This window comes from Chitinophaga sp. W3I9 (genome assembly GCF_050434025.1).
GTDB lineage: Bacteria > Bacteroidota > Bacteroidia > Chitinophagales > Chitinophagaceae > Chitinophaga.
This window is the reverse complement of the sequence record NZ_JBNPWC010000001.1, coordinates 5404293-5430176: the sequence shown is the minus strand read 5'-3', so window position 1 is coordinate 5430176 and position 25884 is coordinate 5404293. Positions and strand designations below refer to the sequence as shown.

Below are 25884 nucleotides of genomic sequence, written 5' to 3'. Positions count from 1 at the left end.
TGTGAAGATAATATTAACTGGAATTGATTATCTCGTCCTTGTCGTCTATGTAATCGCTTTATTCGCCTTTGGTTTTTACCTTAAATCTTCCCGGTCACAATCGGGTGGAGATATTTTTTTAGGCAGGCGTTCTTTGAAATGGTGGCAGATCGGCTTTTCCATGTTCAGTGCCAACGTAGGCCCGATGATGTTAATAGGCTTATCCAGCCTGGGTTTTTCGCAGGGGGTGGTGGGAGGCAATTTTGAGTGGCTGGCATGGATATTTCTGATGTTGTTGTCTGTATTTTTTATTCCACGTTATATTTCGTCAGGGATCAGCACTATTCCGCAATTCCTGCTTTTACGTTATGGCCGCAGGTCCTATAATTTCCTGGTAGTTTACAGCCTGGTGTCTATATTGTTTGTATGGCTTGGCAGTGCACTGTATGCGGGTGGCCTGGTTATCTCTGAAATTTTCCAATGTTCCCTGCTGGAAGCAGTAGTGTTGACAACCCTCATTTCCACCAGCTATACTGCTATCGGGGGGCTAAAGGCAGTGGTAAGGACCGGCGTTTTCCAGTCGGTGATCATTATTGTTTCTTCCCTGATACTAACGGTATTGGCTATAGGGAAAATTGGTCATGTGGAAGATGCGGCCAAAGCAATCCCTCCCGACTATTGGAAGTTGTTTCATGCCAGGTCCGATCCCGAATATTCCTGGCTCGCTATTGTGGCAGGGTATCCTGTAGTAGCCGTTTACTACTGGTGTGCAGATCAGACGATCGTGCAAAAGGTGTTGGCGGCTAAGACTGTCAAAGAGGGACAACGCGGCATTCTTTTCCTGGCGGCGCTCAAAGTGATTACGCCATTTATTTTTGTATTGCCTGGTATTATTTGTTTTTTATTATACAGAGATATTACCACGCCGGATAAATCTTACATTACGCTCGTCAAAAACCTGATGCCCGCCGGGCTTCGCGGACTCTGTATAGCGGCCCTTATTGCTTCCCTGATCGATACCGTTTCTTCAGGGCTGAATTCTTTCAGTACTGTTTTTACATTGGATGTGGTTACGCAGTTTGTAACATTGAAAGAAAAGGATAAAACAAGGGTGGGGAGATGGATGACCGCCGCTGGCGCTTTTTTGGGAGGAGGTATCGCTGTATTATTTTCTTACTCTGATAAAAGCCTGTTTGAATTAACACAGGGACTTGTGTCTATACTGGCGCCACCACTATCGGTTGTTTTTTTAGCCGGCATATTCTGGAAACGTACCCACCGGGTGGGAGCAGAAACAGTATTGTTTGGCGGCGGATTTCTTTGCCTCGTAATGGGCGTTTGTTACGTATTGAACTATCCGTATAAAGGATTCTGGCCGCATTTCCTGCTACTGTCTGTCTATATCTTTATTTTCCTGGTGATTTTAATGGGGGTGATAACGATGGTTTTTAAGTCGCCCGAAAAAAATCACGTATCATTTACCTTTCCGGATAACGCCGGCTCGGGCATGGATAAATGGCTATGGGCAGGCTGGGGAGCACTGGCTTTAATAATGATCACGATCTATATAGTATTAAACTAACGAATCATGAATAAAATATTACCCGCTGTTTTGTGCAGGATATTACTGTTGACTGCCGTAGTTATATTTACAGCCTGTAATGCATCCCCAAAAGAAGCGGAGCTGCAGGAGCATGTATTTGTGGTGAATATTGTACATGATCCGCAGAAGCTGAAAGCCTATCTCGACTATCATCAGCATATATGGCCGGAAGTGGAAGCAGGCTTTAAGAAAGCAGGCTACCGGAAAATAACGCTTTACCGGTACGACTATCTGTTGGTAATGACCATCAGTGTGCCTGCCGGAGCAGATCTCGGGCAAATGGGAAAAACGGCTGAATCTTATGATAAGCGTTGCGCGGAATGGAACCGGTTAATGGATGGTTATCAGACCGGCGTTGCCGGCGCCGGGCAGCATGAAAAATGGGTGGAGGCATTACCTTTTTACCGGTTCACAAAAGAGTGATTAAAGGTTTTGGGCGCTAATGCCATTTTTCTCTTTGTCTTCGTATTGCCTGACGAAGTCCCTGGGCGACAATCCTTTGATTTCCTTAAAGTGTTTATTAAAATTTGAGATGTTATTATAGCCACTATTATAACAGGCTTCTGCTACGTTGTGATGTCCTTCCAGTAAAAGTTTGGCGGAATGCCCGATGCGTACTTCCTTTACAAAGTCGATCAGCGTACGGTTGGTGTTGCGTTTAAAAAAGCGGCAGAAAGCTGCCGACGACATGGGAATAAGATCTGCTACGTCCTGTAGTACGATGTCGTCTTTGAAATTTTGAAAGATGTAATCGAATACTTTGTTGATTTTTTTTGCTTCTCCGGAGCTTTCAACGGTGTTGTAGTAAGGAGATGATAATACTACTGATGATTCGGATTGTGCGAGCACGTCCAGCAGGCGGATCATCAGTGCCACCCTGCTTAAGCCCGACACATAGAGCATCTGGTGCATGATCATTTTGGCATCGCGGAGGGTGTTGCCTGTAAATAGTACGCCTTTTGCCGCCTTGGCGAAAAGCAGGTTCAATTGTTTTGCTTCCGGCTTTTCAAGCAGCTCCTTTCCGAGGAAATCAGGAAAGAAATGAATAACCACCGCCTGGGTGGGGATAAGCGGATCTGCCGCCTTGTAATATTGCCAGCAATGTGGCAGGTAACTGCCCAGCAATACCAGCTCCGGCCCGTCGAAATCCTGAATATGATCGCCGATAAACCGTTTGCCACTACAGTTTTCCAGCAGCGCAATCTCAAAATTAACATGCGATTTTAAGGCAGTATATTTTTTTATTTCAAGAATCTCTGACCTTACCGTAAATGACTGGTCCGGCGGAAATGTAAAATTCTCGTATATGTATTGCATCGGATTGTAGGTCTGGTTGTGTGTTACAGGCAATCCAAAGATAATAAAATACGCGGGAAGTTAAAGGCGGCAAAAATAGTAGCCGTAATTGCCAAATTAAAGGTTGGGTTCATATAAAGGGAATCAGACCTTTAGCTGCATTAAACAGCAAATATGTATCGCATTAAAATAAAGTATTTCCTATTGTTCCTGGTGGCCGTTGTCACATCAAACAGCACTTTTTCGCAGTTCCGGGATCCGCAGGTCAACAGGATGCTGCAACAGGTATATGGATCGGTTGCTTTTTTGCAAAGACAATATAATGGCACCAACCTGATAGCGGAAAACGTTTTTCGTTTGAAAGAGGCGCCGGATAACTGGCAACTGGCGCTGAAAGTGAGCCCGGTGAAGGAATACAGCGATGCAATTGATGTGGTGGCAACTTTCAGGCTGACAGCCGGACAGGTAAACGCTGCAACCGTAGCGATGAAATTTGACTTCAGCAACTGGAGCCCCGCCAATTATGTACTGGTGCCGGCTTCGCTTTATAACGGCAACCGCTATCGCGCTATAGGGAATGGTTATAATCCCGACTATCCGCGTGATATGTATTATAACCCGCAGGTGCCGCTAACGATTTCAAATAATCCCCGTTTGTCGATAGAAAATGATCAGGCTTCCCTGGTAGAATTGCAAACAGGTAGTATGGCCACTCCCGCCGTTTGTTTTTTTTCTCCGGCTGAACAAATGGGCTTTATCCTATTAACAACGCAACAAACAAAATGGGGAAACAACGGGGTTACCATCACCGAGAGTGCTCATAAAGACCATTTTTCTTTTGACCTATCAGCACCCGCCATGCGTAAGCTGGCTGCCGGCTTCGGCGACTTTCACCTGAGCGGTGATAAGGCGCCGGACTGGAAGGCCGGCGACGAAGTATCGCTGCGTTTCCGGTTGTATGTGTTTAAGGCGCCAGATATCCCGGCTTTGCTCACTAAATTTTTTAAAGTAAGAAAAGATATCCCGGACCATGCTGCTCCCCGGAACCTGGTACCGATGAGCAAGTTACTGGAACTGGGAACAGGCATATGCAGCAGTAATTTTACGCAGCAGCAGGCCGGCAATTATTATAAACCGGAGAACAGCAACGATTTTCAGCTGGGATGGGTGAGCGGCATGATCAACACCTATCCGATGCTATCGCTGAACGACGAAAAGGAACGCAAAAGAGTCTGTGAGGAACTTGATTTTGTAGTTCACAGATTGCAGGGTAAAAGCGGTTATTTTTACGGCGGCATAAAAGCAAACGGAGAAATCACAGGAGAGAAGATGTCACGGGATTTCCCGGAAGTGCAGGCACTGGTGCGGAAGAACGGGGATGCCTTGTTTTGGTTGATGAAGCATTTGTTGTTGTTCAGGGAAAGCGGGCATGCTGCCATGATAAACAAAGATTGGGAAGAGGCAGCAAAAAGACTGGCTGGCGCATTTGTAAAAACCTGGCAGAAGCATGGTCAGTTTGGCCAGTATATAGCGCCTGAAACAGGAGAGGTGGCAGTATTTAATTCTACTGCGGGCGCCATCGTCCCGGCTGGCATGGCCCTGGCAGCGAACTATTTTAACAGGGCCGACTGGCTGCAAACAGCAGCAGCATCTGCGGATTATTATTACCGCCGCGATGTAGCAGGGCAGGGGCTTACAGGTGGCGATTGCGGGGATATTTCGCAGGATGCCAATTCAGAATCGGCTTTTGGATTCCTGGAGTCTTTAATGGCATTATATAAATATACCGGAGATCACAAGTGGCTGTCGATGGCCGAAGTACAGGCAGCCCTCTGCTCCAGCTGGACCCTGTCTTATGCACCGGTTTTTCCTCCGTCGAGTACCATCGGGAAATTACAGGCCAATATGACGGGGGCTGTTTGGGCCAGCATTCAAAATAAACATGCCGCACCGGGCATCTGCACTTCCTCCGGCGACTATCTTTTTAAATTGTTCCGGGCTACCGGAAAATCATTGTATGCAGATTTGATCAGGGATATCCAGCACGCACACACGGAGGCGGTTAATATGCCAGGCCATATTACCAGCAATTACCTGGTGGGATCCTCTATGGAGCGCATTCAGCCAGGAGATGCAGAAGGGAAGGAGAGCACCGGGAATTTTATATACACCCGCAATTCCTGGACAGAAACCAACGGAATGCTGATGGCACTTGAACTACCAGGTATTTATGTGATCAGCGACAAATCAAAATGCTATGTTTTTGACCACGTGGAGACGACAATTATTAAGAAAGATAATAAAGGACTGGTGATCCTGTTGCATAATCCAACGGCTTATGATGCCAGTGTGACCGTTATGTCGGAAACCAGCCTGGAAGCAAAGCAACCTATGGGTTATACGGCCTTCCTCCGTTGGCCAAAAGTACTGGTGAAGGCTGGTGGCAAAGCGAGGGTGTCTATTTCAGGAAAAGAGGTAAGATGCCTGTAAAGCATACGATACCAAATAGCTACTAACCTGAACAAAAGCCACGTGATAAGAGTTAGTATATTTTAAATAAATAAAAACGTTATGGAGCCCAATATTAAAAACCATCCCGTGGTTTCGGAAGAAGAATGGCTGAAAGCCCGGATCGAACTGCTAAAGGCCGAAAAGGAGCTTACGAGGCATAGTGATGAGGTAGCGCGGCGCCGTCAGGAGTTGCCGTGGGTGAAGGTAGACAAAGCATATAGCTTTGATACAGATAATGGGAAAGCCTCGCTCGCTGATCTCTTTTGCGGGCGGTCACAACTGCTTATTTATCATTTCATGTTTGGGCCGGAGTATGAGGCCGGGTGCCCGTCGTGCTCGTCGATTGCAGACGATTTTAATGGTTTCGCAGTTCACCTGGCTAACCACGACGTGATGCTCATTGCCGTGTCGCGGGCTCCGCTGGCAAAGTTGCAGGCGTACAAGCAGCGGATGGGCTGGCATTTTCCCTGGGCCTCGTCCCTGGAAAGTGATTTCAACTACGATTTCAAGGTGTCATTCACCGCGGAGCAGCAACGTTCGGGCGCCGTAGCGTACAACTATCGCACAGGGAACGTGACCTCCCGTGCCAATGAAATTGAAGCATTTCAGGAAGCGCCGGAAGCCGGAAAGCGGATTGCTGCGACCGTAGGCACAGATTGGGCTACGTATACCCGTGAGGCGCCCGGTATGAGCGCCTTTGTGTTGAGGGATGGGGTGGTTTACCACACGTACTCAACATATGAGCGCGGACTGGACGGGCTTTGGGGCATGTACCAATGGCTGGACCGGGCGCCGCTGGGCCGCAATGAAACCGGGAATACCATGTGGTTCCGCCGTCATGATGAGTACGGGGATAAGGAGAAAGGAGGCAGCTGCTGTTCTTAAATTAATTTGCTCATTTTAGTTTTCTAAAGATCTCCGGTATTGTTTCTTTATCAATGCTCTCCATATCCACCAATTTTAGTGATTTTACCATCTTAAGCGTACTGGTTTTGTAATGCTGGAAGTGGGGTGTTTGTAAATGAGACCGGTAGGCCGCTTTGTTGGCATATATCTCTATAATCCTGAGTTGTGTTGGATTTAACTGCTGGAACATGGGGAAGATAGCAATTACGCCCGGTTCTATTTTCACCGATGCCGCTGCTTCCGTTTTCAGAATGGAGGTATATTCTTCCTGGTATTCCGGCACAATTTCAATTTCTGAAATCCGCACCATCATATCCGGTTCAATTACCGGAATAGCTGGCTCCGACAAGAGCTTTCGCAACGAATTTGCCTGGTTCCTCCCTACGCTTTTTTCTATCAGGCCGGCTACTTGTGCTAATTGTCCGGTTGTGATACCGGTGTTCATTCCCATCTTTATATGCGACTGCAACTGCGGCTCCACTCCCTGCATTGCCGCCAGGGCAGCAATGGTGACCAGTTCCCTTTGCTGGTAGGTCAGCACATCACTGTCGAAAACATCCGCAAAAAGATGCTCTTTCAAAAATGCGTCGATGCGTGGCGCAAACTCACCAAACCCTGGCGCCGGCCTTGCTTGCGGCATTTGGGTCAGCGTTTCCAGCACTTTCCGGCCCTGTTCATATTTGTTGCTGCTATCGCTGGTTAAAACAATTTCCTTTCCTTGTTTGTCACTAATGCCCTTCGTTTTTCTATCTTCCAGCACAGTCATGAACGTGGTTATGCCGTTCAAACTCCGGGGAAATCCGCAATAGGCGTAAAGCTGTACCAAAGCCTCCTTGATTTCGTTAATCGTTAGCCCGGCATCTAATCCGGCGTTCAGCTGCTCTTTTAATCCGTTTAAATCACCGGTGGCAGTTAAAGCGGAAACAGCTACCAGGCTTTGCTGCTGAACCGTTAATTCCTGACCGGTTAAATTGCGTTGTTGCGCGTTCATGTTCGTTGTACTTAGTATGAAAACAAAAAGAATTATTATTTGTAGAAAGATGCCGGTGTTACAGCGTCTTTCTGAAATATCTATATAATTCATAATCAGTATATTAATTTCAGCTTGTTCTGTTAACTGCTAAAGTCATTCACATTACAAATGTCGTTACCAGCCATTGAATTGCTTTATATAAAATACCGTTTTATTTACCAGTTTTACCGATTTACTTTCAGCTGGATGGTGGAAGGAAGGGGTTTTGTTAAATTTCAGGGGATATATGGGGTATACGCAGTTTTTCTGAAAAATATCAAATGTGGTGATATGAGATATGGCTGGTAATTGAAGAAGCCAATGGCCGGCTGTTTGATGCGAACAACGCAATTAACGATATATCCCTTCAGTTAGGATTTAAGTATCAGCAGCATTTTACGCGGTTATTTAAGCAAAAAACCGGTATAAAACCAAACGAGTTCAGGAATCTGAATTGACAAGACAGCCGGCCGGATCTGCCACACTATTTTTTCTCCTCAATACGATACAACCCTGCACCGTGACTGGCAATAACCGGTGAAAAAGTACCGGAAAAAGTGCCTGCTTTTTTATCGGACCAAAGGTCGGTAATCTTGCAGGAGCCGGTAATTCCGAGTGTACTCAGATCAACAGTAACAGGCATGGCCTGCGTTGAAGGATGGTCCGCGGTATTAAATACGGCGAGGTATTTGGCGCCAGTTGCCGGATCTTCGGCCATCCAGGCAGCTTTATCTTCTTCCGTAAAAAGCGGACGGTTGTTGGTACTGGTATTTAATACTTTCAGTACGTTTTTATTGGTGAGCAGGGACAAGGTAAAAGGATCATTGTCTGGCAGATTACCACCAAACATTAGCGGCGATTTAAAAATCGTCCATAACGTTATCAGGGTGTATTGCTCATCTTTTGTAAACCCGCTCATACGCGGATGTCCACGTTCCGCACGTATCCCGATGCGGCCGAGTGGGAGCATGTCGCCATCGGGATAAGCGCCGGGCGCTCTCCATTTATTCCAGCGCTCAAATACTTTAAAGTGTTCCTTTAATTGTTTCCAGTTGTCCCAGAAGTCGCCTACTGTGCGCCACATATTGGCGTATTGCTGAACATGCGCTGCGTGTTCAATTGGCGTTTCGCCGGGGGATGTGCTCAACACTATTTTCCGTCCGGTGCGGTCTATTGCTTTCCGGATCATTTCTATTTCACCCGCAAAATAAATAGGGGAAGACAGGTCATCTACTTTTACAAAGTCCAGTCCCCAATCAGCATACATTTCAAAAAGGGAATTGTAATACGCCTGTGCGCCTTCTTTTTCAGGGACAACGGTATACATATCGTGCAGCCAGAGGCACTGCCCCTCTTTTGAGTGGATATCAGCTGCTTTTACTGTGGTACCTTTCACGGGCGTATTTTCCATTACCGCTTTCACTGGTATTCCCCTCATAATATGAATACCAAACTTTAATCCTTTGCTGTGAATATAGTCGGCCAGCGGCTTAAATCCCTGGCCGTTTTTGGCAGATGGAAAGCGGTTTACTGCCGGAACAAATCTTCCGTATTGATCCATATTATATTCAGGATCTGTTTCATTATAGCCATGCGATTTATCGTTGCTGACATACCACCTGATGTCCACTATAATATATTCCCAACCAGATGATTTTAAGTATTTGGCCATGTAGTCGGTGTTGGCTTTTACCTCCGCCTCCGTTACCGTGGGGCCATAGCAATCCCAGCTGTTCCAGCCCATTGGCGGGCCGGGCGCCCATTTATGAAAGTCCTGGCTTTGTGCATGCTGCCTGAATAATATCGTGGCAAGGATGATAACCGCTGTTAATCGCATCATGTTAAATCTCTACGTGGTGATGACTAATGTGGAAGATGACTACCGAAGGGTGAAAATAAGAAAATTATAATTATAATTGTCAATTTAACACTTTATTTTTCAGTGCCAGGAACAACGGTCTCCGGAGGTAGATTATACACTTCAGCTGCATGCCGGTTAACAGATAAAATCACGCCGTGTCATCCGCAGTATATTGCTTTAAAATATCCATTGACGGGGCAAAGAAGAGGCTTCCGGTATGGGCAGTACTGAAATCAAGGATCCTGTCGTAGTTGCCGGCCGGCACCCCGATAAACATCCGTTCCAGCATTTTAAAGGTGGTGCTGAACGTATTTGCATAAGCAATGAAATAGGTGCCGACCTCATTTTTGCCGGGATTTCCAAAGGCCATATTATCCCTTACTATTTTCAGTTCATTACCATTGTCATCATCCAGGTTCGCTAATGCGCTATGGGAATTATCGGGTTTTATGTCGTCAGGCATCTCAATGTCACTGATCTTATAACGGCCAATTACTTTTTCCTGTTCTTCGGTAGTGAGCTTTGTCCAGCCGCCCATATTGTGCAGGTACTTCTGAACAAAAAGGTAGCTGCCTCCTTTATAAACAGGGTCTTCATCGCCCACCAGGGCGAAATACTGCCGGTCGTTACCCACCGGGTTTTCCGTGCCATCCACGAAGCCAAGAATAGAACGGCCATCCCAATACCTGAAACCATGTACTTCTTCCAAGCAATCTGCCACGGGTGATAATACGGCTGTTATGGCAATGAGCATATCAAAGCAGATGGACATGTCGGTTGACCGTAAGTGAAAATGCAGATCTCCGGGGGTGGCAACAGCGGTATGTTTTGCGCCCACCAGCGGTTCAAAATTTCTTAATTCCTTCGGAACAGGTTGGGGTAAAGATAGCTTCAGCCATGCCTCGTAACCAACACCCATTACGCAGGTGGCGCGGCCACCGGGCGCCCGTATGATGAAGGTGTGATTGAGATTAGCTACCAGGGCGCAGAGCTTTTCGAAAGCAGGTTTAATTTCCATTCCCTCCTTAAACTTCCAGACCGCGAATATGGTGTTATTGTTGGGGTAGTCAGTGACGTTCTGTGATTCATGCGGTTTTGCACTGCTCATATTAAAAATGGCTTTTCGTTAATTTAAACGGAGGCCCGCTTTACAGGGGCCGTTAATAATTTACCAGTGACTTCAAAAATAAACATTGGCAACGAGATGCGCGTGTCAAATTCAGGAGATGCTAAAAAGAAAAAGCCCCGGAAATTATTCCGGGGCTTTTTCTTTTTATGTGATGGCTTTAATACCCGTCGTTTTGAATCAGTTCCGGCGCATTCCGGTCTATTTCCGTTTGCGGAATAGGCCAGAAGTCATAATTGGCCTTGTATTTAGTTTTGATAGTTGGTTGCAAAGGATTAGGTACAAAACCATCCAGTTTTTGCACCGCGATGCCCCAGCGTCTCAGGTCGAAATACCGGATGCCTTCCAGCGCAAATTCCACCCGTCTTTCATGACGGATCCGGTCGCGCATGGCTGCCTGGGATAACCCGGCTGGCAAGTCTGGCATATTGCTGCGGTTTCTGACTAGCTTGATGGCGGTATACACGGAGGCGTCCGGCCCGGTGGCTTCATTCTGCGCTTCTGCATACATGAGCAGAATATCGGCATAACGGAGCAGTACAAAGTCGTTGTCGTCTATAGTGCCGTAGTCGGGGTCAGTGAGACTGGGGTCCAGCCATTTTTTTACAGCATAGTAACCGGCCGTCCAGCTGTCTTTTCCGGGCGTGGCAATTGCCAGGGCGCCGGTGAAGGGCCATCCCTGTGCTTTGGTGTCGCCGGGGAAGAAGAACGTCAGGCGCATGCGCGGATCGCGGTTTTCAAACGGTTTTCCTTTCACGTATACGGCCGAGGAGGCGGTGTCTTTACCATCTGCTGCTTCGTATTCATTGATCAGGTCCTGCGTGCCCTGTTCTCCTTTCCAGCGCTGGAGATTTACAGAAATAGCCACATCCTGGTGCAGGATGTTGGGACGCTGGTATTTTACGGAGAACATAATTTCTTTGCTGTTGTTCTGATCGGGCTTATAAAAGTTGCCGGCATAGCTGGCAAGGAGACTGAACTTGTTGCCCGTCATAATTTCCTTGGCCAGTGCGGCCGCTTCTGCATAACGCTTCTGAAAAAGGAGCACTCTTACTTTGTATCCCTGGGCAGTAGCTTTTACGGCGTGTCCATTGGTATAACCGGCATCTGGCAGCGAGGCGATAGCCAGATCCAGGTCGGCCAGCACCAATTTTAATACTTCTGCCCGGTCGGATTTAGCCCTGGTGGATTTATAGTCTTCCTTGAAAGGATCATCTGTAAAGATGATGGTGTTGCCATAGAGCTGCGCCAGCCAGAAGTAGTTAAATGCCCGCAGGAAATAGGCTTCTGCTTTATATTTTGTTAGCTGGTCGCCGCTGAGCACTTTATCTACGTTCGCCAGGAAAGAATTGGCTGCCGCTATTGCCTGGTAGCAGTTACTGTAATAAGAGTACACAAAATCGCCGGATTGAGGAGTAATGCCGGAAGTAAGGGCGTTTAAACCTCCTCCGTAATTATATTGGCCATAGGAGTCGTCGGTGAAATTATCCCAGGCGAAAACGGTAAACTGTGAGGTAGCATAGCCTCCGCTGTTGGCGTAGAGGTAGTTGTACAGGCCGGTGAGCGCCTTATCCGCATCCTCAGGTGTTTTCCAGAAAAAAGCTGATGCCAGTTTATCCGGAGGCGTTACATCCAGCAGATCCTTGTTACATCCGCTGCACAATATAAAGGCCGTAGTGGTGATTGTTACTATTAATTGCTGAAACTTTTTCATAACTGAATCTTTTAACAGAGAAATTAAAACTGAACCATGGCGCCAAACGTGTATGTTTTGGTTTGCGGATAAGTAACATAGTTACCGTCTCCTACACGCTCGGGATCAAGCCCCGGAAATTTGCTGATCGTAAATACATTTTCAGCGGTGAAAAACACCCGCAGCGATTTCATGCCTATCCTGGCGATGGTGGCAGCGGGCAGGTTGTAGCCCAACTGTACATTTCTGAGTCTGAGGAAAGAAGCATCCTTCAGGAAATAAGTGGAGGCATAGTTCTGAACAGGAGCATATCCGTCGGCAACATATATTTTAGGCATGGTGGTGCTGGGGTTGTTCGGCGTCCAGCGGTTCCGCCAGTCTGTTGTAGGTACAGAACCCTGCCGGAATGGTTCTATTCCCCATCCGTTGACATAAATCTTTTGTCCCTGCGAAGCATAGAATTGTGCGCTCAGATCAAAGTTTTTCCACGAAGCGCCAAGATTGAATGCATACTGGAAACTAGGATATTTCCCGTTTGTATAAGTGCGGTCTTTATCATCAATCACACCGTCGCCATTCACATCTTTAATTTTGAGGTCGCCGGGGGTGGCGTCTACAGGTTGTTTGGGCGATTTGGCAATTTCATCTGTGCTCTGGAAGATACCATCCCACTGGTAAAGGTAGTATTCATCCAAAGGATGTCCTTCTTCCCGGATGGTAGTACCACTGATCTCGCGTTTGCCAAATTCTTCCAATACATTTTTATAACGTTGGAAATTAGCGCCGATATACCAGGTAAAGTTTTTGCCGATCTTATCGTTGTATTGCACGTTGAATTCAAATCCTTTGTTTCTCACCGCTCCGTTATTGATAATAGGTGCGGCTAATCCCAGCCACAGGGGCACCTGGGAGCTGCGGAGGATATCAAAGGTGTATTTATTGAACCAGTCGCCGGTAAAGGTAAGCCGGTTATCGAACGCGGTGAGATTAAGACCAATATCCAGCACGCGGGTAGTTTCCCAGGTAAGGGTGGGATCTATAATCTGGCTGCCGGTAAACCCGGTGGAAACGTTGGAGCCGAAAGCATAGGGTCTGTTATCGAGTGTGGACTGATAAGGATAGGTACCGATGTTCTGGTTGCCCAGCTGTCCCCAGGAAGCGCGTATCTTCAAATCGTTTATCCAGGAAATATTTTTCATAAAAGATTCTTCCGAAGCGCGCCATGCACCGGAAAATGAATAGAACAATCCCCAGCGGGTATCTGAAGGCAGCCGGGAAGTACCATCGTATCTTACGCTGGCGCCGAAGAGGTATTTATCTTTATAATCATAATTCGCATTACCATAAAAAGAGCGGATCGCCCAGGTGCCGGAGGTACCGTTATTGGCCTGGCCTTCTGTAGGCCCTGCATTCAGTTCTCTCAAAAAATTGGTGGGAAACTGCGTGCGGCTGGCGTTGAGGGTATCGGCTTTGTTTTGCTCTTGCTGATAACCTGCCAGTGCGGAGAGGTTATGGTCGCCGAATTTATTTTTGTAGGTCAGCTGGCTGTAATAAACGGTGTAGATATTGCCGGTATTACCCACTGTCAGCCCCGGAGTGCCATCATCAAGTAATCCGGCGGGGCTCATGTCGCTGAAATAATAGGTAGGTATAACGGGTCTGAAATCACTGTATTTGTAGTTGCCGTAATTCATGCCTGCCCTGTTTTCCCATTTTAGTCCATCTACGATATCCACATCGAGGGAGAGATTTCCCTGTGCGTAGTAGTCGTTTGTCTTCACCCGGATATCTTCATCTACAATGGCTACAGGGTTTTTATTACCCAGTTCATTGGAGTAGGCTTTTTTAATCCATTTTCCATCGCTGGAGGCAGGGTAGAGGGGCGACTGTGCCAGTGCAGAAAGAAACATGTCGCCTGCACCGTTTTCAGGATATTTCCTGTCGGCGTACCGCATCTGCACATTGGTACCGATGGTCACCCTTTTATTAATGCGGGAGCTGAGGCCCAGGTCCAACGTATATTTTTTGTAGTCGAAGCCGATCAGTACACCTGGCTGGGTGCTGATACCCAAACCAAGACTGTAAGTAGTACTTTCTTTCCCGCCGCTCATGTTCAGGTAATGGTTCTGGGTATATGCGGTGCGAAAGATATCATCCAGCCAGTTGTGATTAGGATATTTCACACGGTCGGTGGCCTGTTGGTATAAATCAATCTGTTGCTGGGTATAGAGCGGCGCCAGACCGGAATTAGTGCGGGCTTCGTTGGACAGTTGCATGTATTCTGCCGAGTTGGAAATCGTCTCCGGCAGTTTGGTTGCCTTCGAAACACCGAGGTTATACCCGTAAGTCAGCGAAAAACCGCTGCGTCCTTTTTTTGTTTTCACCACAATTACACCGTTGGCGCCGCGGGAGCCATAAATGGCGGCGGAGGCGGCATCTTTCAACACAGAGATAGATTCGATGTCGTTAGGATTTAAAGCGCTCAGGCTTCCCGGTAAACCATCTATCACAACGAGCGGGTCGTTACCTGCGCCGCTGAAGGTACTGATGCCGCGAATGCGTAATTGGATATTTTCATTTCCCGGTTCGCCTGAGCCCTGGGTTACCTGCAATCCGGGTAATTGTCCCTGTAACAGCGATGCCGGGTTGGTGGCTACCCGTTTGTTCAGCTCTGCGCCGGAAATGGTGGCCACCGCACTGGTGAGTTTATGTTTTTCCTGCGTGCCGTAACCTACTACCACCACTTCATTTAATCCCGATACATCTTCTTTCAGGATAATATTGAAGGAAGACTGACCGGCAACAGGTACTTCCTGCCTGAGAAAACCGATGGCAGATACCACCAGGATCGCGTTTTCCGGTACCTGGAGCGTAAATAACCCTTCCGGCGTTGTTAATGTACCGATGGTGGTTCCTTTTACCTGCACGGTCATGTTGGGCAGCGGACGGCCTTTTTCATCCACTACCTTTCCGCTGATCTTTTTGGTTTGTATCCGCTCGCCGGCGTTTTTGAATACCACCATGCTGTTATCCAGGATGGTATAATGAAGACCGGTTTTGAGCGCTACCGCATCGAGTACGTCGCGGATATCCACTTTTTCCATGGTGAGACTGAGCCTGGGTGTTTTCTCTGTTTCGTTGTTGCTGTAATAAAACGTGTAGGTCGTTTTTTTCTCGAGATAGCGGAATACTTTCTCAATATCTGCGTTAACGAAGGAAACGGATATCGTATTCTGCGAAAACCCTGCTGCAGTGGCCTGGAAAAACAGCAGGAACAATACACCGGTAAATTTGATCATTAGAAATAATTTTCGTCCATTGCAATGTAAGGCGAACGTGGTTTGTTTTATTGCTATTTTCATAACCTGGAAGTGAGCTTATAAATCAATAAATCTGGATTCTGTGGAGGTCCGTAACGGAAGTTCCGGGCATAGCGGGTCCGCTAGGGAGGTCGCTCCCCAATTATGATACTATTTTTCATAACTTCTGGTTTACTTGATTGTCACTATATCATCCTGAATGGAATAATTGAATGGTTGAATATTCTGGAGTACCTCCAGCAGCTTTTCAATAGAAATATTATCTGCCCGTCCGGAAAATCTTAATGTGGCCAGTTGTTCATTCTCGATGATAATTTTCACGCCATACCAGCGTTCCAGTCGTTGTGAAAGCGCCTGCAGCGACTCGTTACGGAATATGAGTTGATTATTCATCCAGGCAGTTTCCATCACATGAATAGTATCTGTTGATGAAAGAACAGATAGTGGCTGTCGTTCAATTTTTGTTAGTTTATTATTACCTGGTCCGGTGGCGCTGCTATTTTTTTCTGCAGGATCGTTGATTGTTTTCCGGAGAATTACTTTTTGGTTGGGCGTAACCTTCAGCACTTTATTTTCATCCGCCACGGTTACTTCTACGGCCCCTGAAATCACCGATGTTTCTTCAAAATCCTCTTCTTTATAGGACCTGACGTTAAATGCGGTACCCAGTACCCTGATATCCATTTTCTGCGCGTGGATGATAAACGGGCGGTTAGGCGCCTGCTTTATATCAAAATATGCTTCCCCGCTGAGGTATACTTCCCTTTTGGCTTTATCCAGTTTTTCCGGGTACTTTAAAGTGCTGCCGGCGTTGAGCCAGATAATGCTGCCATCAGATAACCGGATCTTTGTTTTCATACCGGCATCGGTAGACACGATCTTATACCCGGGATGTTGCTGATACAGGTAAATAAAGGTGAGCATGGCGGTTATGCCCAGCATGGCTACGGCTACTGACAACTGGTATTTATAGGCCTGCAGGAACTTTTTGCGGGAGCTTTTCCCGGTTAAAGCCGGTTCGGCAGTGATAGTTCCCATCACCTTATCTATCAGCGCGTCCGTATGCGCATCCTCGTCAGTGGCCGGTATTGTTTTAAAAGACAGCTGGTCCAGCTGTCCCGCCCGGAGCCAATCTCCCGGATGCTCCAGCAGGAGCTTGTCCAGTTCCGTTTTTTCTTCCGAGGAAATCTCACCGCTCCAATGCAGTGCCAGTAATTCCCATAATCGTTTGGTCATTTACAGAAAGTATGATTTCAGTTGATTCCCTATTAAGACAACGCAAAAAAGGAAAACAATTAAACCGGGTAGAAAAAAAATCAGGAATAAGAATATTGGATGGAGGAACCCAGTGCTGCCCATATTTTTTTCAGGGCGATGGTCATCTGTACATTTACGGTAGCCTTGGAGAGATCCAGCAGGGTGGCCACCTGTTCATAGGAGAGTCCTTCTTCTTTTACGAGAATGAATATCTGGCGGCAGCGGAGGGGTAAGGAACTGATGGCGGCATTGATATGCGACAGCTGTTCTTTACTGATCATAATGTCTTCGGGATTTTTGGAGGTTACCCGGTTCACCTGGATTTCCCAGGCGGTATGGTGCGTCGTGCGGCGGCCATTGCTTTTCAGATAATTGAGCGCCGTATTTTTGACGGCCTTAAAAAGATAATACCGGATGTCGTCAGGGGCAGTTGCCAGCAGTCTTTGTTGCCATATTTTGATAAATACATCTGCCACAATTTCTTCTGCTTCTGCCTCATTACCAACAATATTACCCGCAAAATGCTTCAGGGAAGGAGTGAATGCCTTCATCATTTGTTTAAACGATGAAAGATCCCCTGTTACCCAAAAAGAAGTATAATCGTGGTTTTGACTGCTCATAATAATGACCAAACCAAGTTACCCCTTCTTTAGATAAGTACACTATGCAGGATTACCTAATTTTGATATTATATTATCATAAGTGATGATTCCGGCCTTTTAGTATTATCCTGGTGTTCAAAAGCGGACATTTTCTGTCCCAAAAATGAACAAACCGGTATTTATGACGCAGCCACATCGTTGTAAATCAAGCAAATAGGTATCCGGCATTGTCTTGGGGTAACATTCCCGCAAATCCTGTACGTTGCAGTCCGGGAATCATCAATGCATTATGATCAGAAATTTCTTCAAAGTCGTTTGCCGGAACCTGTTGCGTAACAAAGGTTTTTCAGCCATCAATATTACGGGCCTTGCTGTGGGCATGGCTGCTGCAATCCTTATTCTCCTGTGGATACAGGATGAAAGGAGTTACGATGGGTTTCACGCCAACAAAGACAGGATATACGAAGTATGGAATCGCGTGCCCATTGATGGAAAGGTCTCTTACTGGAATACAGTATCTGCATTAACAGCCCGTGCGGTGGAAAAAGATCTGCCCGAAGTAGAGCGTGCGGTGAGGGTAGGTTCCAATAATGCGTATCTTCTTTCCGTAGGGGATAAAAAAATAATAAAGTCCGGCATCCTGGTGGATACCGGTTTTTTTCAGATGTTCAGCTTCCCCATGCTGAAAGGTGATCCTGCTACTGCGCTGAATGATGTGCATTCGGTAGTGCTTACCGAAAAAACGGCAAAAAGTTTATTTGGCAGTGAAGATGCCATGGGGAAGATCATTAAAATTGAGAATAAAGATAACTTCACTGTTACCGGTATTTTAAAAGATCTGCCTGGCAATACCAGATTCGATTTTGAATACCTCTTACCATGGTCATATTTAAAATACAGGGAAGGCACGGATTTAGGCTGGAGCGATAACAGTACGCCTACTTATGTACTACTGAAGCCCAATGTAAGTTATGCTGCTGCAGCAGCTAAAATAAAAGATTTAAAGCAGCATTACAGTGATGAGGCAAAAACAATGAAATGGGAGATGTTTATTTACCCGCTTGAAAGGTGGCGATTGTATTCGAGCTTCAGCGATGGCGGGGAAGATAATGGGGGCCGCAGCACATTCGTGAAAATATTCAGTATTATCGCGGTGTTGATATTGTTAATTGCCTGTATCAATTTTATGAACCTGAGCACTGCCAGAAGTGAAAAGCGGGCGAAGGAGGTAGGCATACGAAAAGTAGTGGGGGCACAGAAGAGTTCCCTTATCAGCCAGTTTATCGGGGAATCTGTTTTTATCTCATTTCTGGCCGGAATAGTGGCGATCCTTATTGTTCAGATAAGCCTGCCCTTTTATAGCCAGCTTACGGATAAAAAACTGTTTATAGATTTCGGCAACATCTATACCTGGATAGGGTTTATTGGGTTTATTCTCTTTACGGGTTTGCTGGCCGGCAGTTATCCCGCGTTCTTCCTTTCCTCTTTCCAGCCTGTTAAAGTATTAAAGGGCACGTTTAAAAAAGCGAATGCGCTGGTAACGCCACGGAAAATACTGGTGGTATTGCAGTTCACATTCGCCACCGTTCTTATCATCTGCACTATTATTGTAAAGCAGCAAATCGACTATGCCCGTGACCGGGAAACAGGTTATAATAAAGATAACCTGGTGTACCATTTCATGACGGGTGATATATCCAAAAACTATGCACTGATAAAAAATGAATTGCTGGAATCAGGTGTTGCGAAGTCGGTTACCAGAACAAATTCCCCCCTTACGGAACGGTGGAGCAATGGGTGGGGCCAGAACTGGCAAGGAAAGGACCCGAATGATAAAACATCTTTCGACCGGTATTTAGCGGATGAGGGATTGGGCGCCACCGCGGGGTTACAGTTTATTGAAGGCCGTGATTTCGACCTGAAAAAATTCCCCACCGATTCAACCGGGCTGATTGTAAATGAGTCGTCGCTGAAAGTATTGAAGTTCAAGGATCCGATTGGAAAAGTAGTAAATGATCTTGGCATCGACTGGCACATTGTAGGGGTTATTAAAGATTTTATTCTTACCAGTCCTTATGAGCCAACAAGACCGATATTGATCTGCGGCGCCAAAAGTGCTTTTATGAATTTCCAGGTGGTGCAGATGAAGTTAAACGGGGATCATTCTACTGCTCAAAATCTTAAAAAGGTGGAGGCTATTTTCAGCAAGTATAACCCCGATTATCCGTTTGAGTATAAATTTGTAGACGAAGCTTATGCGAAGAAATTTGATAATGAACAACGCCAGGGAACTTTAGCTGCTTTATTTGCGGGGCTGACCATTTTTATATCCTGCCTTGGTTTATTTGGTCTTGCTACCTATATGGCGGAAAGCAGGATCAAGGAAGTGGGGGTGCGGAAGGTACTAGGTGCTTCTGTCACCGGCATCACTACTTTATTAGCGAAAGATTTTGTAAAGCTGGTGATTATTTCATTTGTGATGGCAGCGCCATTATCCTATTGGAGTATGTATAAATGGCTGCAGTACTATGAATACCGCGTGGCCATTCACTGGTGGGTATTCGCACTTGCGTGCATTTTATCAGTAGCAATTGCCATAGTAACGGTCAGCTACCAGGCGATCAAAGCGGCTTTGATGAACCCGGTGATAAGCCTGAGAAAGGAATAAAGGAAAGAGCGTTTGTCAGGCTGTGGATGAACATCGCTCTTACCACTTCATTTCCCCGGTGTTTACTTTCGCGCCTATCTGCAGGGCGGTTTCAAAAGTAAGTTCAGGATATTTGGCTTTTAACGCCGCTATCAATGCCTCCGAAATTTTATTGCTTTTCAGCGCTTCTCCGTAAAACTGTATATAGTTTTTGGTGTGCGTTACAGCAGCCATGCTGAAGGGAGTTCCTGCTTTGGCATGGGCAGGCACCACGATGGCCGGATGAAGTGCCGCTATTTTGTCTAACACTGCCAGCCATTCTTTGCGGGCATCTTCACTGGCTGAATCTGCCATCCAGAGATGAAAGCTGGTGCCAAATACATTTATTCCGCCAACAACGGCCTTAATAGATGGTATCCATACAAAAGTCCGCGATGGAAATTCCTCCAGTCCGGTAACTACTAATTTTTGTCCTTCCAGCTCAATGCTGTTCCCTTCGACCACCTGCGGAATGATAACGCTGGAAGTAATGCTGTTCCCCAATCTTTCACCCCATACTGCCAGCTTTTTTTGTGCCGTGGCTTTGATATGTGCTACCGTTGCGGGGGAAGCATAAGCATTTACAGATGGAAAGTATTTTTTGAATACTTCCAGGCCAAAGTAAAAATCAGGATCGCCATGGGAAACATAAATAGTGGTTAAATTTTTACCGGATGCCTTTATTTCCTGTGCTACTTTTTCAGCATCAGCCAATGTAAACTGTGCATCTATCAAAACAGCATCTGTTTTTCCTGATACGATAACAGATGCCACGCCAAAGCTGTTCTCGGAAGCGTTGTATACCTGCAGCTTTAAACCATTAGCTTCAATAGTAGTGAAGCTTTGCGCCTGTATGTCCATTTTGAAAAAATTTAAAGTGGTCAATAATGCTATAGAAATGATTCGTTTCATTTTTTTGTTTTTGGGATGATATGCCAATATCCGTTCCTCCTGAAACAAAAAATTGAACAAGTTCAATAATAATGGGAAGCCCTATTATTTCTGACCAGCTATCTTCCTCCTGATTTTACTCAAAAATTCATGACTTACGCCCAAATAAGCTGCAATCTGCAGGTTGGAGAGGCGTTGGTAAAGCTGGGGGTATTTTTCTATGAAGTCGATGTAACGCTGATCAGCCGTTTTACTCAGGCTGTCGATCATCCTGCGTTGTAAAGCCACATGCGTTTTTTGGGTCATTACCCGGAATAGCTTTTCTATTTTGGGCAGGTTGATATAAGCGGACTGCGCTGCTTACGCAAGGTAATTAATTCCCGCAGATAATAGAGTAGGGGGGCTTTTCAAGAAATTGTAACAGGTATGTAATAACGCAAAGAGCCCGGGGCATGGCCCCAGGCTCTTTATCAAACAATCAATACCTACTGCACCAATAGCTTGAAGCTGCTCACTAGTCCTTCTCCTTTCAGGGTCAGAATGTACAGTCCTTTTGCAGGCTTCTTTGCATTATGCAACCGGTAAAGCGTTGTGCCTTTCTGCGTTATAATCACCTCGTGATGTATAACCCTGCCGGCCATATCGGTCAGCGTAGCCGCGATCCGGCTGCCATTGTAATTGGTCAGGCGGATGTTGATATCACTTTGTACAGGATTGGGATAAGCGCTTACGGTAATACCGTTTTTAGTGGCGGATGCATCATGGCCGGTTTGCATGAGATTGGTGGTGCGTAACATGCCTCCGCCGGCCGGTTTCACGGTTAGGCAGAAATCATCCAGGTACAGGATGCCCGCTGCGCCTGATTTTGATGACCAGATGTTGAAGTTGGCAGTACCCGCCGGAACCACTACGCTTTGCGTATACTCCGTATAGGCGGTAGCGGTAACAGTTGATTGTGCGGTGGCCAGTTTCACATAGGAAGCATTCTGGAAATCGAGGCTGAAGCCTGCCCATGCGGGTCCGCCGGATACTTTGGCCCATGCGGTAAACACGATGGTATCGCCGGCGGCGAAACTGAATACAGGTACGCGTCCTACGCCACCCTGACCGGTAACGGCTACTGCTTTTAAACCACTGTGGGCATCTGTAGTGATGGTAGCAGCGTTGTTGATATTACTCCATCCTACGAGGCTGCTTTCAAAGCCGTTGTTGGAAATTTGTCCGCATTGTCCCTGGCTGATCACCGTTACGATGCTGCTGTCTTTGTAACTTCCTTCCTGCGTTCCCCCCCTGATCACGGCGGTACCAATGGCTACTGCTTTCACCGCGCCGGTGGTGGCGTTTACGGTGGCGATGGCCGGGTTGGAGCTGGTCCATGCCATGTTCTGGTTGCTGGCGTTGGCTGGAGTGGTGGTGGCCGTTAGCGTATATGAATCGGCTACGCCAATAGTAACGCTATCCGGCGTAACATTCACGCCGGTAACTGCTACCGGCGGCGTTACGGTAACGGTGGTGGTAGCTGTTTTCCCGCCCTCTGTGCTGGTAGCGGTAATGGTGGCGGTGCCCAATGCCACGCCGGTAACTACGCCTGATGCGTTAACCGTCGCAATAGCCGTGTTGGAAGAGGTCCAGGTAACTGTTTTAATGGTAGCATTTGCAGGCAGTATGGTCGCGGTTAATGCTTTGGTATAACCCATGGCCACAGATGCCGGATCAGGTGCAATGGACAGGCTGGTAACATCTACCACATCAGCTACGGTCACACAGAAATCATCGAGATAAAGTTTCCCGGCACTGCTGGCTTTGTAGGTCCAGATGTTCACCCTCGCTGTGTTGGGAGGCGTAGCCCTTACTACGCTGAACAGTTTGTAAGAAGAAGTATCAGTTACGCTGAACTGATCCGCGGTGATTTTATGATTGGCGGAATCTATATAGTCGATCCCAAAACCTGCCCATGCGGGAAGATCAAGGATCTTTGCCCATGCAGAAAAGGTGACGGCCTTTCTGCCGGCCACCGGCATCAGTACGGTAGTGCTAACACCGCCTTCTCCGGAAATCACGGCTGCTTTGGTGCCGCTATGCGCCTTGTTGGCCACAATGGCGGCAGGTGGGAGCCCGTTGATAATATCCCCTACAATCATCCAGTTATTAAGGCCGCCTTCAAAGCCATTGTTAGGCAATATACCACATACGCCTGCACTCACTACGGTAATAACTTTAGTAGCGGTGATGCCTTTGGTACCGGTAATACCACCTTTTGCTGTTGTGGCAGTAATGGTAACGGTACCAGGTGCAACGGCCGTCACCAGGCCACTGTTGTTTACTTTGGCAATAGTGGTATCGGAAGAACTCCAGGTCAATACTTTATTACTGGTATTCAGCGGCGTGAATACCGCGCTTAGCATTACGGTATCGCCTGCGCCTACAGATGCTGTGCCGGTAATGTTGAGCGCTGTGGGCGCTACGTTATAAACAATCATAGTGGCAGTGGAGGTGTAGCCGCTATCCTGCGCCGTAGCAGTGATCACCGCAGTACCATGCGAGATGCCGGTAACCAGCGGCGTATCTATGGCCACTTTTGCAATAGTGGTATCGGAAGAAGTCCAGCGCAGTGTTTTGTTACTGGCATTGGCGGGCGTAATCACGGTTACCAGCGGCACGGTGCTACCCACGCCTATTGAATCGGGATTAGGCGTGATAACGATGCCGGAAACGGCAACAGGTGTAGTGACAGTTACACTTGCCGAAGCTGTTTTACTGCCATCCTGGGAAGTTGCGGTAACCAGTACAGGCGTTGCCGTTACAGCAACTCCTGTGATAACGCCCGTGCTATCGTTTACTTTTACTTTAGTGGTATCTCCCGAACTCCAGGTTACTTTTTTATTACCGGCCCATGCAGGCGCCACGTAAGCGGTTAATGTAGCACGATTGCCCACTGCTACCGACACGGTAGCGGGACTCACCGTAATGCCGGTTACAGGACCGGCTACGGTTTCTCCTGTATATATGCCGTTACCGGCGCTGCCCATAAATACTCTTCCGTAAATACGGCGGTCAGCCGCTAAATTCCGTGGCACACTGATAGCCGGATTAGCTACCACTGTCCAGGTAGCGCCGTTGTTATCGGAACGGAAAATGCTGTTGGGAATGCTATCCACGGTGCCCACCACATAAATAGCCGGATCATTTACTGCGGCCTTTCCAATGGCCATCAGTTTGGCGGATTGCACTTTGGTGATCTTTGTGAAGTCGGCGCCCGAATTGGTGGAGTGATACAGGCCGTTGCCTTCTATCGACACCCATATGTCGCCTTCCTTGCCGGGAGTGGTTTCTACTTTTACAAACGCTACATTTTGCACGTTTGGAAGGTTAGCGTATTTCTGAACGAATGTTAATCCACCATCTTCACTCACCATCATCTTACCAAAAAAATACAGGTAGAATTTATTACCATTTACTTTATCAGCCGCCAGGGGATTCATATCCGGTGGTACGGTGAAAATGGAGCCGGTCACGCCAAAAGTGCCGACGGCGCTGGTAGTAATGGAATTTATTTTCGCCCAGTTATTCCCCCTGTCCACCGAACGATAAGTATATCCGCCCTGCGTGGTCCAGATAATGGTTTCGCTGGTGGCCGATACGGCTACCCTGCCGCCGGTCATGCCACCGGGGCAAACCCATTGTGTATAATGCAGTCCTCCATCAGTGGAGTAGCCGCCTAAACCGGTGCCTGACCAGCCTCTGCGGCCCACTCTCACAATGAAGTTGGGATTGGTTTCCTGGATGGCGGCGCCAGTCATATGCACTCCCTGGGAATTAAAATATTGAAAATCGTCGGAGATAGCTTTCGCCGGGGGATTGGTGAGGGATTTGTGATCAAAGCCCGCCACATCGGCGGTAACCGTTAGCAGCAAATTGTTGCCGGAAGGCGGACAAATCAATGGCCCTGTTACCACTACTTCCTCATGTCCTGCGGCGCGTACTTTCCACACCGAAGCATCCGACCAGATGTTAGTGCCCTGGTAGGCATTTAACAGGTCGGCCATCCATACCTGTGTGGAATCAAACGGATCCCAGGCTAAATCGATGATAGTGTTTCCTATGGTATTGCCGCCATGAAAAGGCACTTCGCTGAAATCGCGCGTGCCTTTTACAGGTGTCCAGCTGGAACCGCCGTTGTTGCTTTTATACATTGCACCGGTAAATGCATCGATATTGGTGATGATCTGGTTGCTGTTATTCGGATTTACTTCCACGCTGGTAAAACTGCCGCTATAAGGTGGGGTAATCGTACTCCAGGCAGTGCCATTCCATTTGTATACTTTGCTATTGCCGGCGGCATATAAAATACCACCGCCGCGCAGCACGCCTCTCCTCAAACCAGCGGGACTGCCGGGCATCAACGAAAACGAAGCGCCGGCATCATTACTTACATATACACCATTCAGATTGGCGATGTATAATCTTTTTGTAAGTCCGCCAAGTGTTCCGCCGCTGGTATCAAATACAATAAAGCGGCCATGCAGCGTATCGATTTTTGTAAATAAGCTGCCGCCGTTCACACTCCTGTAGGTACCATTGGTGGTTTCATTGGCACTGGCCGGAAAGCGGGTAGTAACATATACCACGTTGCTGTTGTTCGGATCTACTACCAGCCGCGCCCCGTTTCTTTTTTCCTCCACGTTGTTGGGATCCAGCCAGATGGGCATATTCAGATCCGTCCAGGTAGTACCCCGGTTGGTGGACTTCATAATAGTACCGGCGCTGCCTGTACCTTTGGGCATGGAAACGTAAAGAATATTGCCCGTGGCATCATTAGGCACGAAGGCCAGGTTGCCGGCCGATGATGGCCAGTACACCGCCGGAAGGCCGTTCAACAGACCTTCCCAGCGTTGTGTGCTTTCATTCCAGCGATAAGGGTTTCCAACATCAGTGGTAATAAAACGGAGGTTGGGTACTAACGGGTGCGCCTGTACGCTGGAAACCAGTCCGCCGCCCCCAATGCGGACGGCGGACCAGTTATAGGTTTGGGCAATGGATAGTAGGTTACAGCCAAGGGTTAACAACCCTGACAGAAATAGTGGTTTGCTCCATTTCATGGTAGTAATTTTTACATAAGTGGAATTGAAGGATAGTAATGG

17 protein-coding genes are annotated in these 25884 nt (G+C 47.2%); 6 read left to right on the top strand and 11 right to left on the bottom strand.

Features of this window, described 5'->3' with window-relative positions; all coding sequences use genetic code 11:
* Position 1: 1 nt before the first annotated feature.
* Positions 2 to 1561: a sodium:solute symporter family transporter gene (locus tag QFZ51_RS21925; RefSeq protein WP_429048874.1), complete on the top strand. Its 1560-nt coding sequence runs from the start codon at positions 2 to 4 to the stop codon at positions 1559 to 1561.
* Between the two features lie 6 nt (positions 1562 to 1567).
* Positions 1568 to 2005 carry an L-rhamnose mutarotase gene (locus QFZ51_RS21920; protein ID WP_429048872.1) on the top strand — a complete coding sequence of 146 codons (438 nt, stop codon included), beginning with the start codon at positions 1568 to 1570 and terminating at the stop codon, positions 2003 to 2005.
* Here the strand turns inward: QFZ51_RS21920 and QFZ51_RS21915 are convergent, their stop codons facing one another.
* Positions 2006 to 2899, bottom strand: a complete 894-nt coding sequence (locus tag QFZ51_RS21915; protein ID WP_429048870.1) for an AraC family transcriptional regulator — start codon at positions 2897 to 2899, stop codon at positions 2006 to 2008. It lies immediately after the preceding gene.
* A gap of 153 nt (positions 2900 to 3052) precedes the next feature.
* Between QFZ51_RS21915 and QFZ51_RS21910 the strand changes: the two genes are divergently transcribed.
* Positions 3053 to 5368, top strand: a complete 2316-nt coding sequence (locus QFZ51_RS21910) for a hypothetical protein (protein WP_429048868.1) — start codon at positions 3053 to 3055, stop codon at positions 5366 to 5368.
* Positions 5369 to 5449: 81 nt separating this feature from the next.
* Complete coding sequence (locus QFZ51_RS21905; RefSeq protein ID WP_429048866.1) at positions 5450 to 6274, top strand: DUF899 domain-containing protein; 825 nt, start codon at positions 5450 to 5452, stop codon at positions 6272 to 6274.
* Between the two features lie 10 nt (positions 6275 to 6284).
* Here QFZ51_RS21905 and QFZ51_RS21900 read toward each other — a convergent pair whose 3' ends face one another.
* Positions 6285 to 7286 carry a carboxymuconolactone decarboxylase family protein gene (locus QFZ51_RS21900; RefSeq protein WP_429048865.1) on the bottom strand — a complete coding sequence of 334 codons (1002 nt, stop codon included), beginning with the start codon at positions 7284 to 7286 and terminating at the stop codon, positions 6285 to 6287.
* Positions 7287 to 7603: 317 nt separating this feature from the next.
* Here QFZ51_RS21900 and QFZ51_RS21895 point away from each other — a divergent pair, with 317 nt between their 5' ends.
* A complete protein-coding gene (locus QFZ51_RS21895; protein WP_429051596.1) occupies positions 7604 to 7765 on the top strand; it encodes a helix-turn-helix domain-containing protein in 162 nt (53 codons plus the stop codon).
* A gap of 26 nt (positions 7766 to 7791) precedes the next feature.
* On the opposite strand, the gene QFZ51_RS21890 is transcribed toward QFZ51_RS21895, so the two are convergent.
* The 6 genes from QFZ51_RS21890 to QFZ51_RS21865 form a co-directional block, all read right to left on the bottom strand.
* Positions 7792 to 9147, bottom strand: a complete 1356-nt coding sequence (locus QFZ51_RS21890) for a glycoside hydrolase family 27 protein (RefSeq protein ID WP_429048863.1) — start codon at positions 9145 to 9147, stop codon at positions 7792 to 7794.
* Between the two features lie 169 nt (positions 9148 to 9316).
* Positions 9317 to 10276, bottom strand: a complete 960-nt coding sequence (locus tag QFZ51_RS21885) for a Dyp-type peroxidase (RefSeq protein WP_429048862.1) — start codon at positions 10274 to 10276, stop codon at positions 9317 to 9319.
* A 178-nt stretch (positions 10277 to 10454) separates the two neighbouring features.
* Positions 10455 to 12008, bottom strand: coding sequence for a RagB/SusD family nutrient uptake outer membrane protein (locus QFZ51_RS21880; RefSeq protein ID WP_429048861.1), 1554 nt, complete (start codon positions 12006 to 12008; stop codon positions 10455 to 10457).
* Positions 12009 to 12031: 23 nt separating this feature from the next.
* Positions 12032 to 15286: a SusC/RagA family TonB-linked outer membrane protein gene (locus QFZ51_RS21875; RefSeq protein WP_429048860.1), complete on the bottom strand. Its 3255-nt coding sequence runs from the start codon at positions 15284 to 15286 to the stop codon at positions 12032 to 12034.
* Positions 15287 to 15478: 192 nt separating this feature from the next.
* Positions 15479 to 16543: a FecR family protein gene (locus tag QFZ51_RS21870; protein ID WP_429048858.1), complete on the bottom strand. Its 1065-nt coding sequence runs from the start codon at positions 16541 to 16543 to the stop codon at positions 15479 to 15481.
* 80 nt (positions 16544 to 16623) lie between these two features.
* Complete coding sequence (locus tag QFZ51_RS21865; protein WP_429048856.1) at positions 16624 to 17184, bottom strand: RNA polymerase sigma-70 factor; 561 nt, start codon at positions 17182 to 17184, stop codon at positions 16624 to 16626.
* 271 nt (positions 17185 to 17455) lie between these two features.
* On the opposite strand from QFZ51_RS21865, the gene QFZ51_RS21860 reads away from it, so the two are divergent.
* The gene (locus QFZ51_RS21860; protein WP_429048854.1) at positions 17456 to 19834 is read left to right on the top strand and encodes an ABC transporter permease; all 2379 of its coding nucleotides are present in this window, start codon (positions 17456 to 17458) and stop codon (positions 19832 to 19834) included.
* Between the two features lie 39 nt (positions 19835 to 19873).
* On the opposite strand, the gene QFZ51_RS21855 is transcribed toward QFZ51_RS21860, so the two are convergent.
* From QFZ51_RS21855 to QFZ51_RS21845, 3 genes are all read right to left on the bottom strand, one after another.
* The gene (locus QFZ51_RS21855) at positions 19874 to 20764 is read right to left on the bottom strand and encodes an MBL fold metallo-hydrolase (RefSeq protein WP_429048853.1); all 891 of its coding nucleotides are present in this window, start codon (positions 20762 to 20764) and stop codon (positions 19874 to 19876) included.
* 84 nt (positions 20765 to 20848) lie between these two features.
* Complete coding sequence (locus tag QFZ51_RS21850; RefSeq protein WP_429048851.1) at positions 20849 to 21049, bottom strand: hypothetical protein; 201 nt, start codon at positions 21047 to 21049, stop codon at positions 20849 to 20851.
* A gap of 179 nt (positions 21050 to 21228) precedes the next feature.
* Positions 21229 to 25842, bottom strand: a complete 4614-nt coding sequence (locus tag QFZ51_RS21845; RefSeq protein ID WP_429048850.1) for an Ig-like domain-containing protein — start codon at positions 25840 to 25842, stop codon at positions 21229 to 21231.
* Positions 25843 to 25884 lie beyond the last annotated feature (42 nt).

What these genes read in the sequence shown, in the direction of transcription:
- QFZ51_RS21875 (WP_429048860.1), bottom strand. Translation starts at nt 15,286, where the DNA reads ATGATCAAATTTACCGGTGTATTGTTCCTGCTGTTTTTCCAGGCCACT.
- QFZ51_RS21855 (WP_429048853.1), bottom strand. Translation starts at nt 20,764, where the DNA reads ATGAAACGAATCATTTCTATAGCATTATTGACCACTTTAAATTTTTTC.
- QFZ51_RS21915 (WP_429048870.1), bottom strand. Translation starts at nt 2,899, where the DNA reads ATGCAATACATATACGAGAATTTTACATTTCCGCCGGACCAGTCATTT.
- QFZ51_RS21845 (WP_429048850.1), bottom strand. Translation starts at nt 25,842, where the DNA reads ATGAAATGGAGCAAACCACTATTTCTGTCAGGGTTGTTAACCCTTGGC.
- QFZ51_RS21850 (WP_429048851.1), bottom strand. Translation starts at nt 21,049, where the DNA reads ATGACCCAAAAAACGCATGTGGCTTTACAACGCAGGATGATCGACAGC.
- QFZ51_RS21905 (WP_429048866.1), top strand. Translation starts at nt 5,450, where the DNA reads ATGGAGCCCAATATTAAAAACCATCCCGTGGTTTCGGAAGAAGAATGG.
- QFZ51_RS21910 (WP_429048868.1), top strand. Translation starts at nt 3,053, where the DNA reads ATGTATCGCATTAAAATAAAGTATTTCCTATTGTTCCTGGTGGCCGTT.
- QFZ51_RS21885 (WP_429048862.1), bottom strand. Translation starts at nt 10,276, where the DNA reads ATGAGCAGTGCAAAACCGCATGAATCACAGAACGTCACTGACTACCCC.
- QFZ51_RS21880 (WP_429048861.1), bottom strand. Translation starts at nt 12,008, where the DNA reads ATGAAAAAGTTTCAGCAATTAATAGTAACAATCACCACTACGGCCTTT.
- QFZ51_RS21920 (WP_429048872.1), top strand. Translation starts at nt 1,568, where the DNA reads ATGAATAAAATATTACCCGCTGTTTTGTGCAGGATATTACTGTTGACT.
- QFZ51_RS21865 (WP_429048856.1), bottom strand. Translation starts at nt 17,184, where the DNA reads ATGAGCAGTCAAAACCACGATTATACTTCTTTTTGGGTAACAGGGGAT.
- QFZ51_RS21890 (WP_429048863.1), bottom strand. Translation starts at nt 9,147, where the DNA reads ATGATGCGATTAACAGCGGTTATCATCCTTGCCACGATATTATTCAGG.
- QFZ51_RS21870 (WP_429048858.1), bottom strand. Translation starts at nt 16,543, where the DNA reads ATGACCAAACGATTATGGGAATTACTGGCACTGCATTGGAGCGGTGAG.
- QFZ51_RS21900 (WP_429048865.1), bottom strand. Translation starts at nt 7,286, where the DNA reads ATGAACGCGCAACAACGCAATTTAACCGGTCAGGAATTAACGGTTCAG.
- QFZ51_RS21860 (WP_429048854.1), top strand. Translation starts at nt 17,456, where the DNA reads ATGATCAGAAATTTCTTCAAAGTCGTTTGCCGGAACCTGTTGCGTAAC.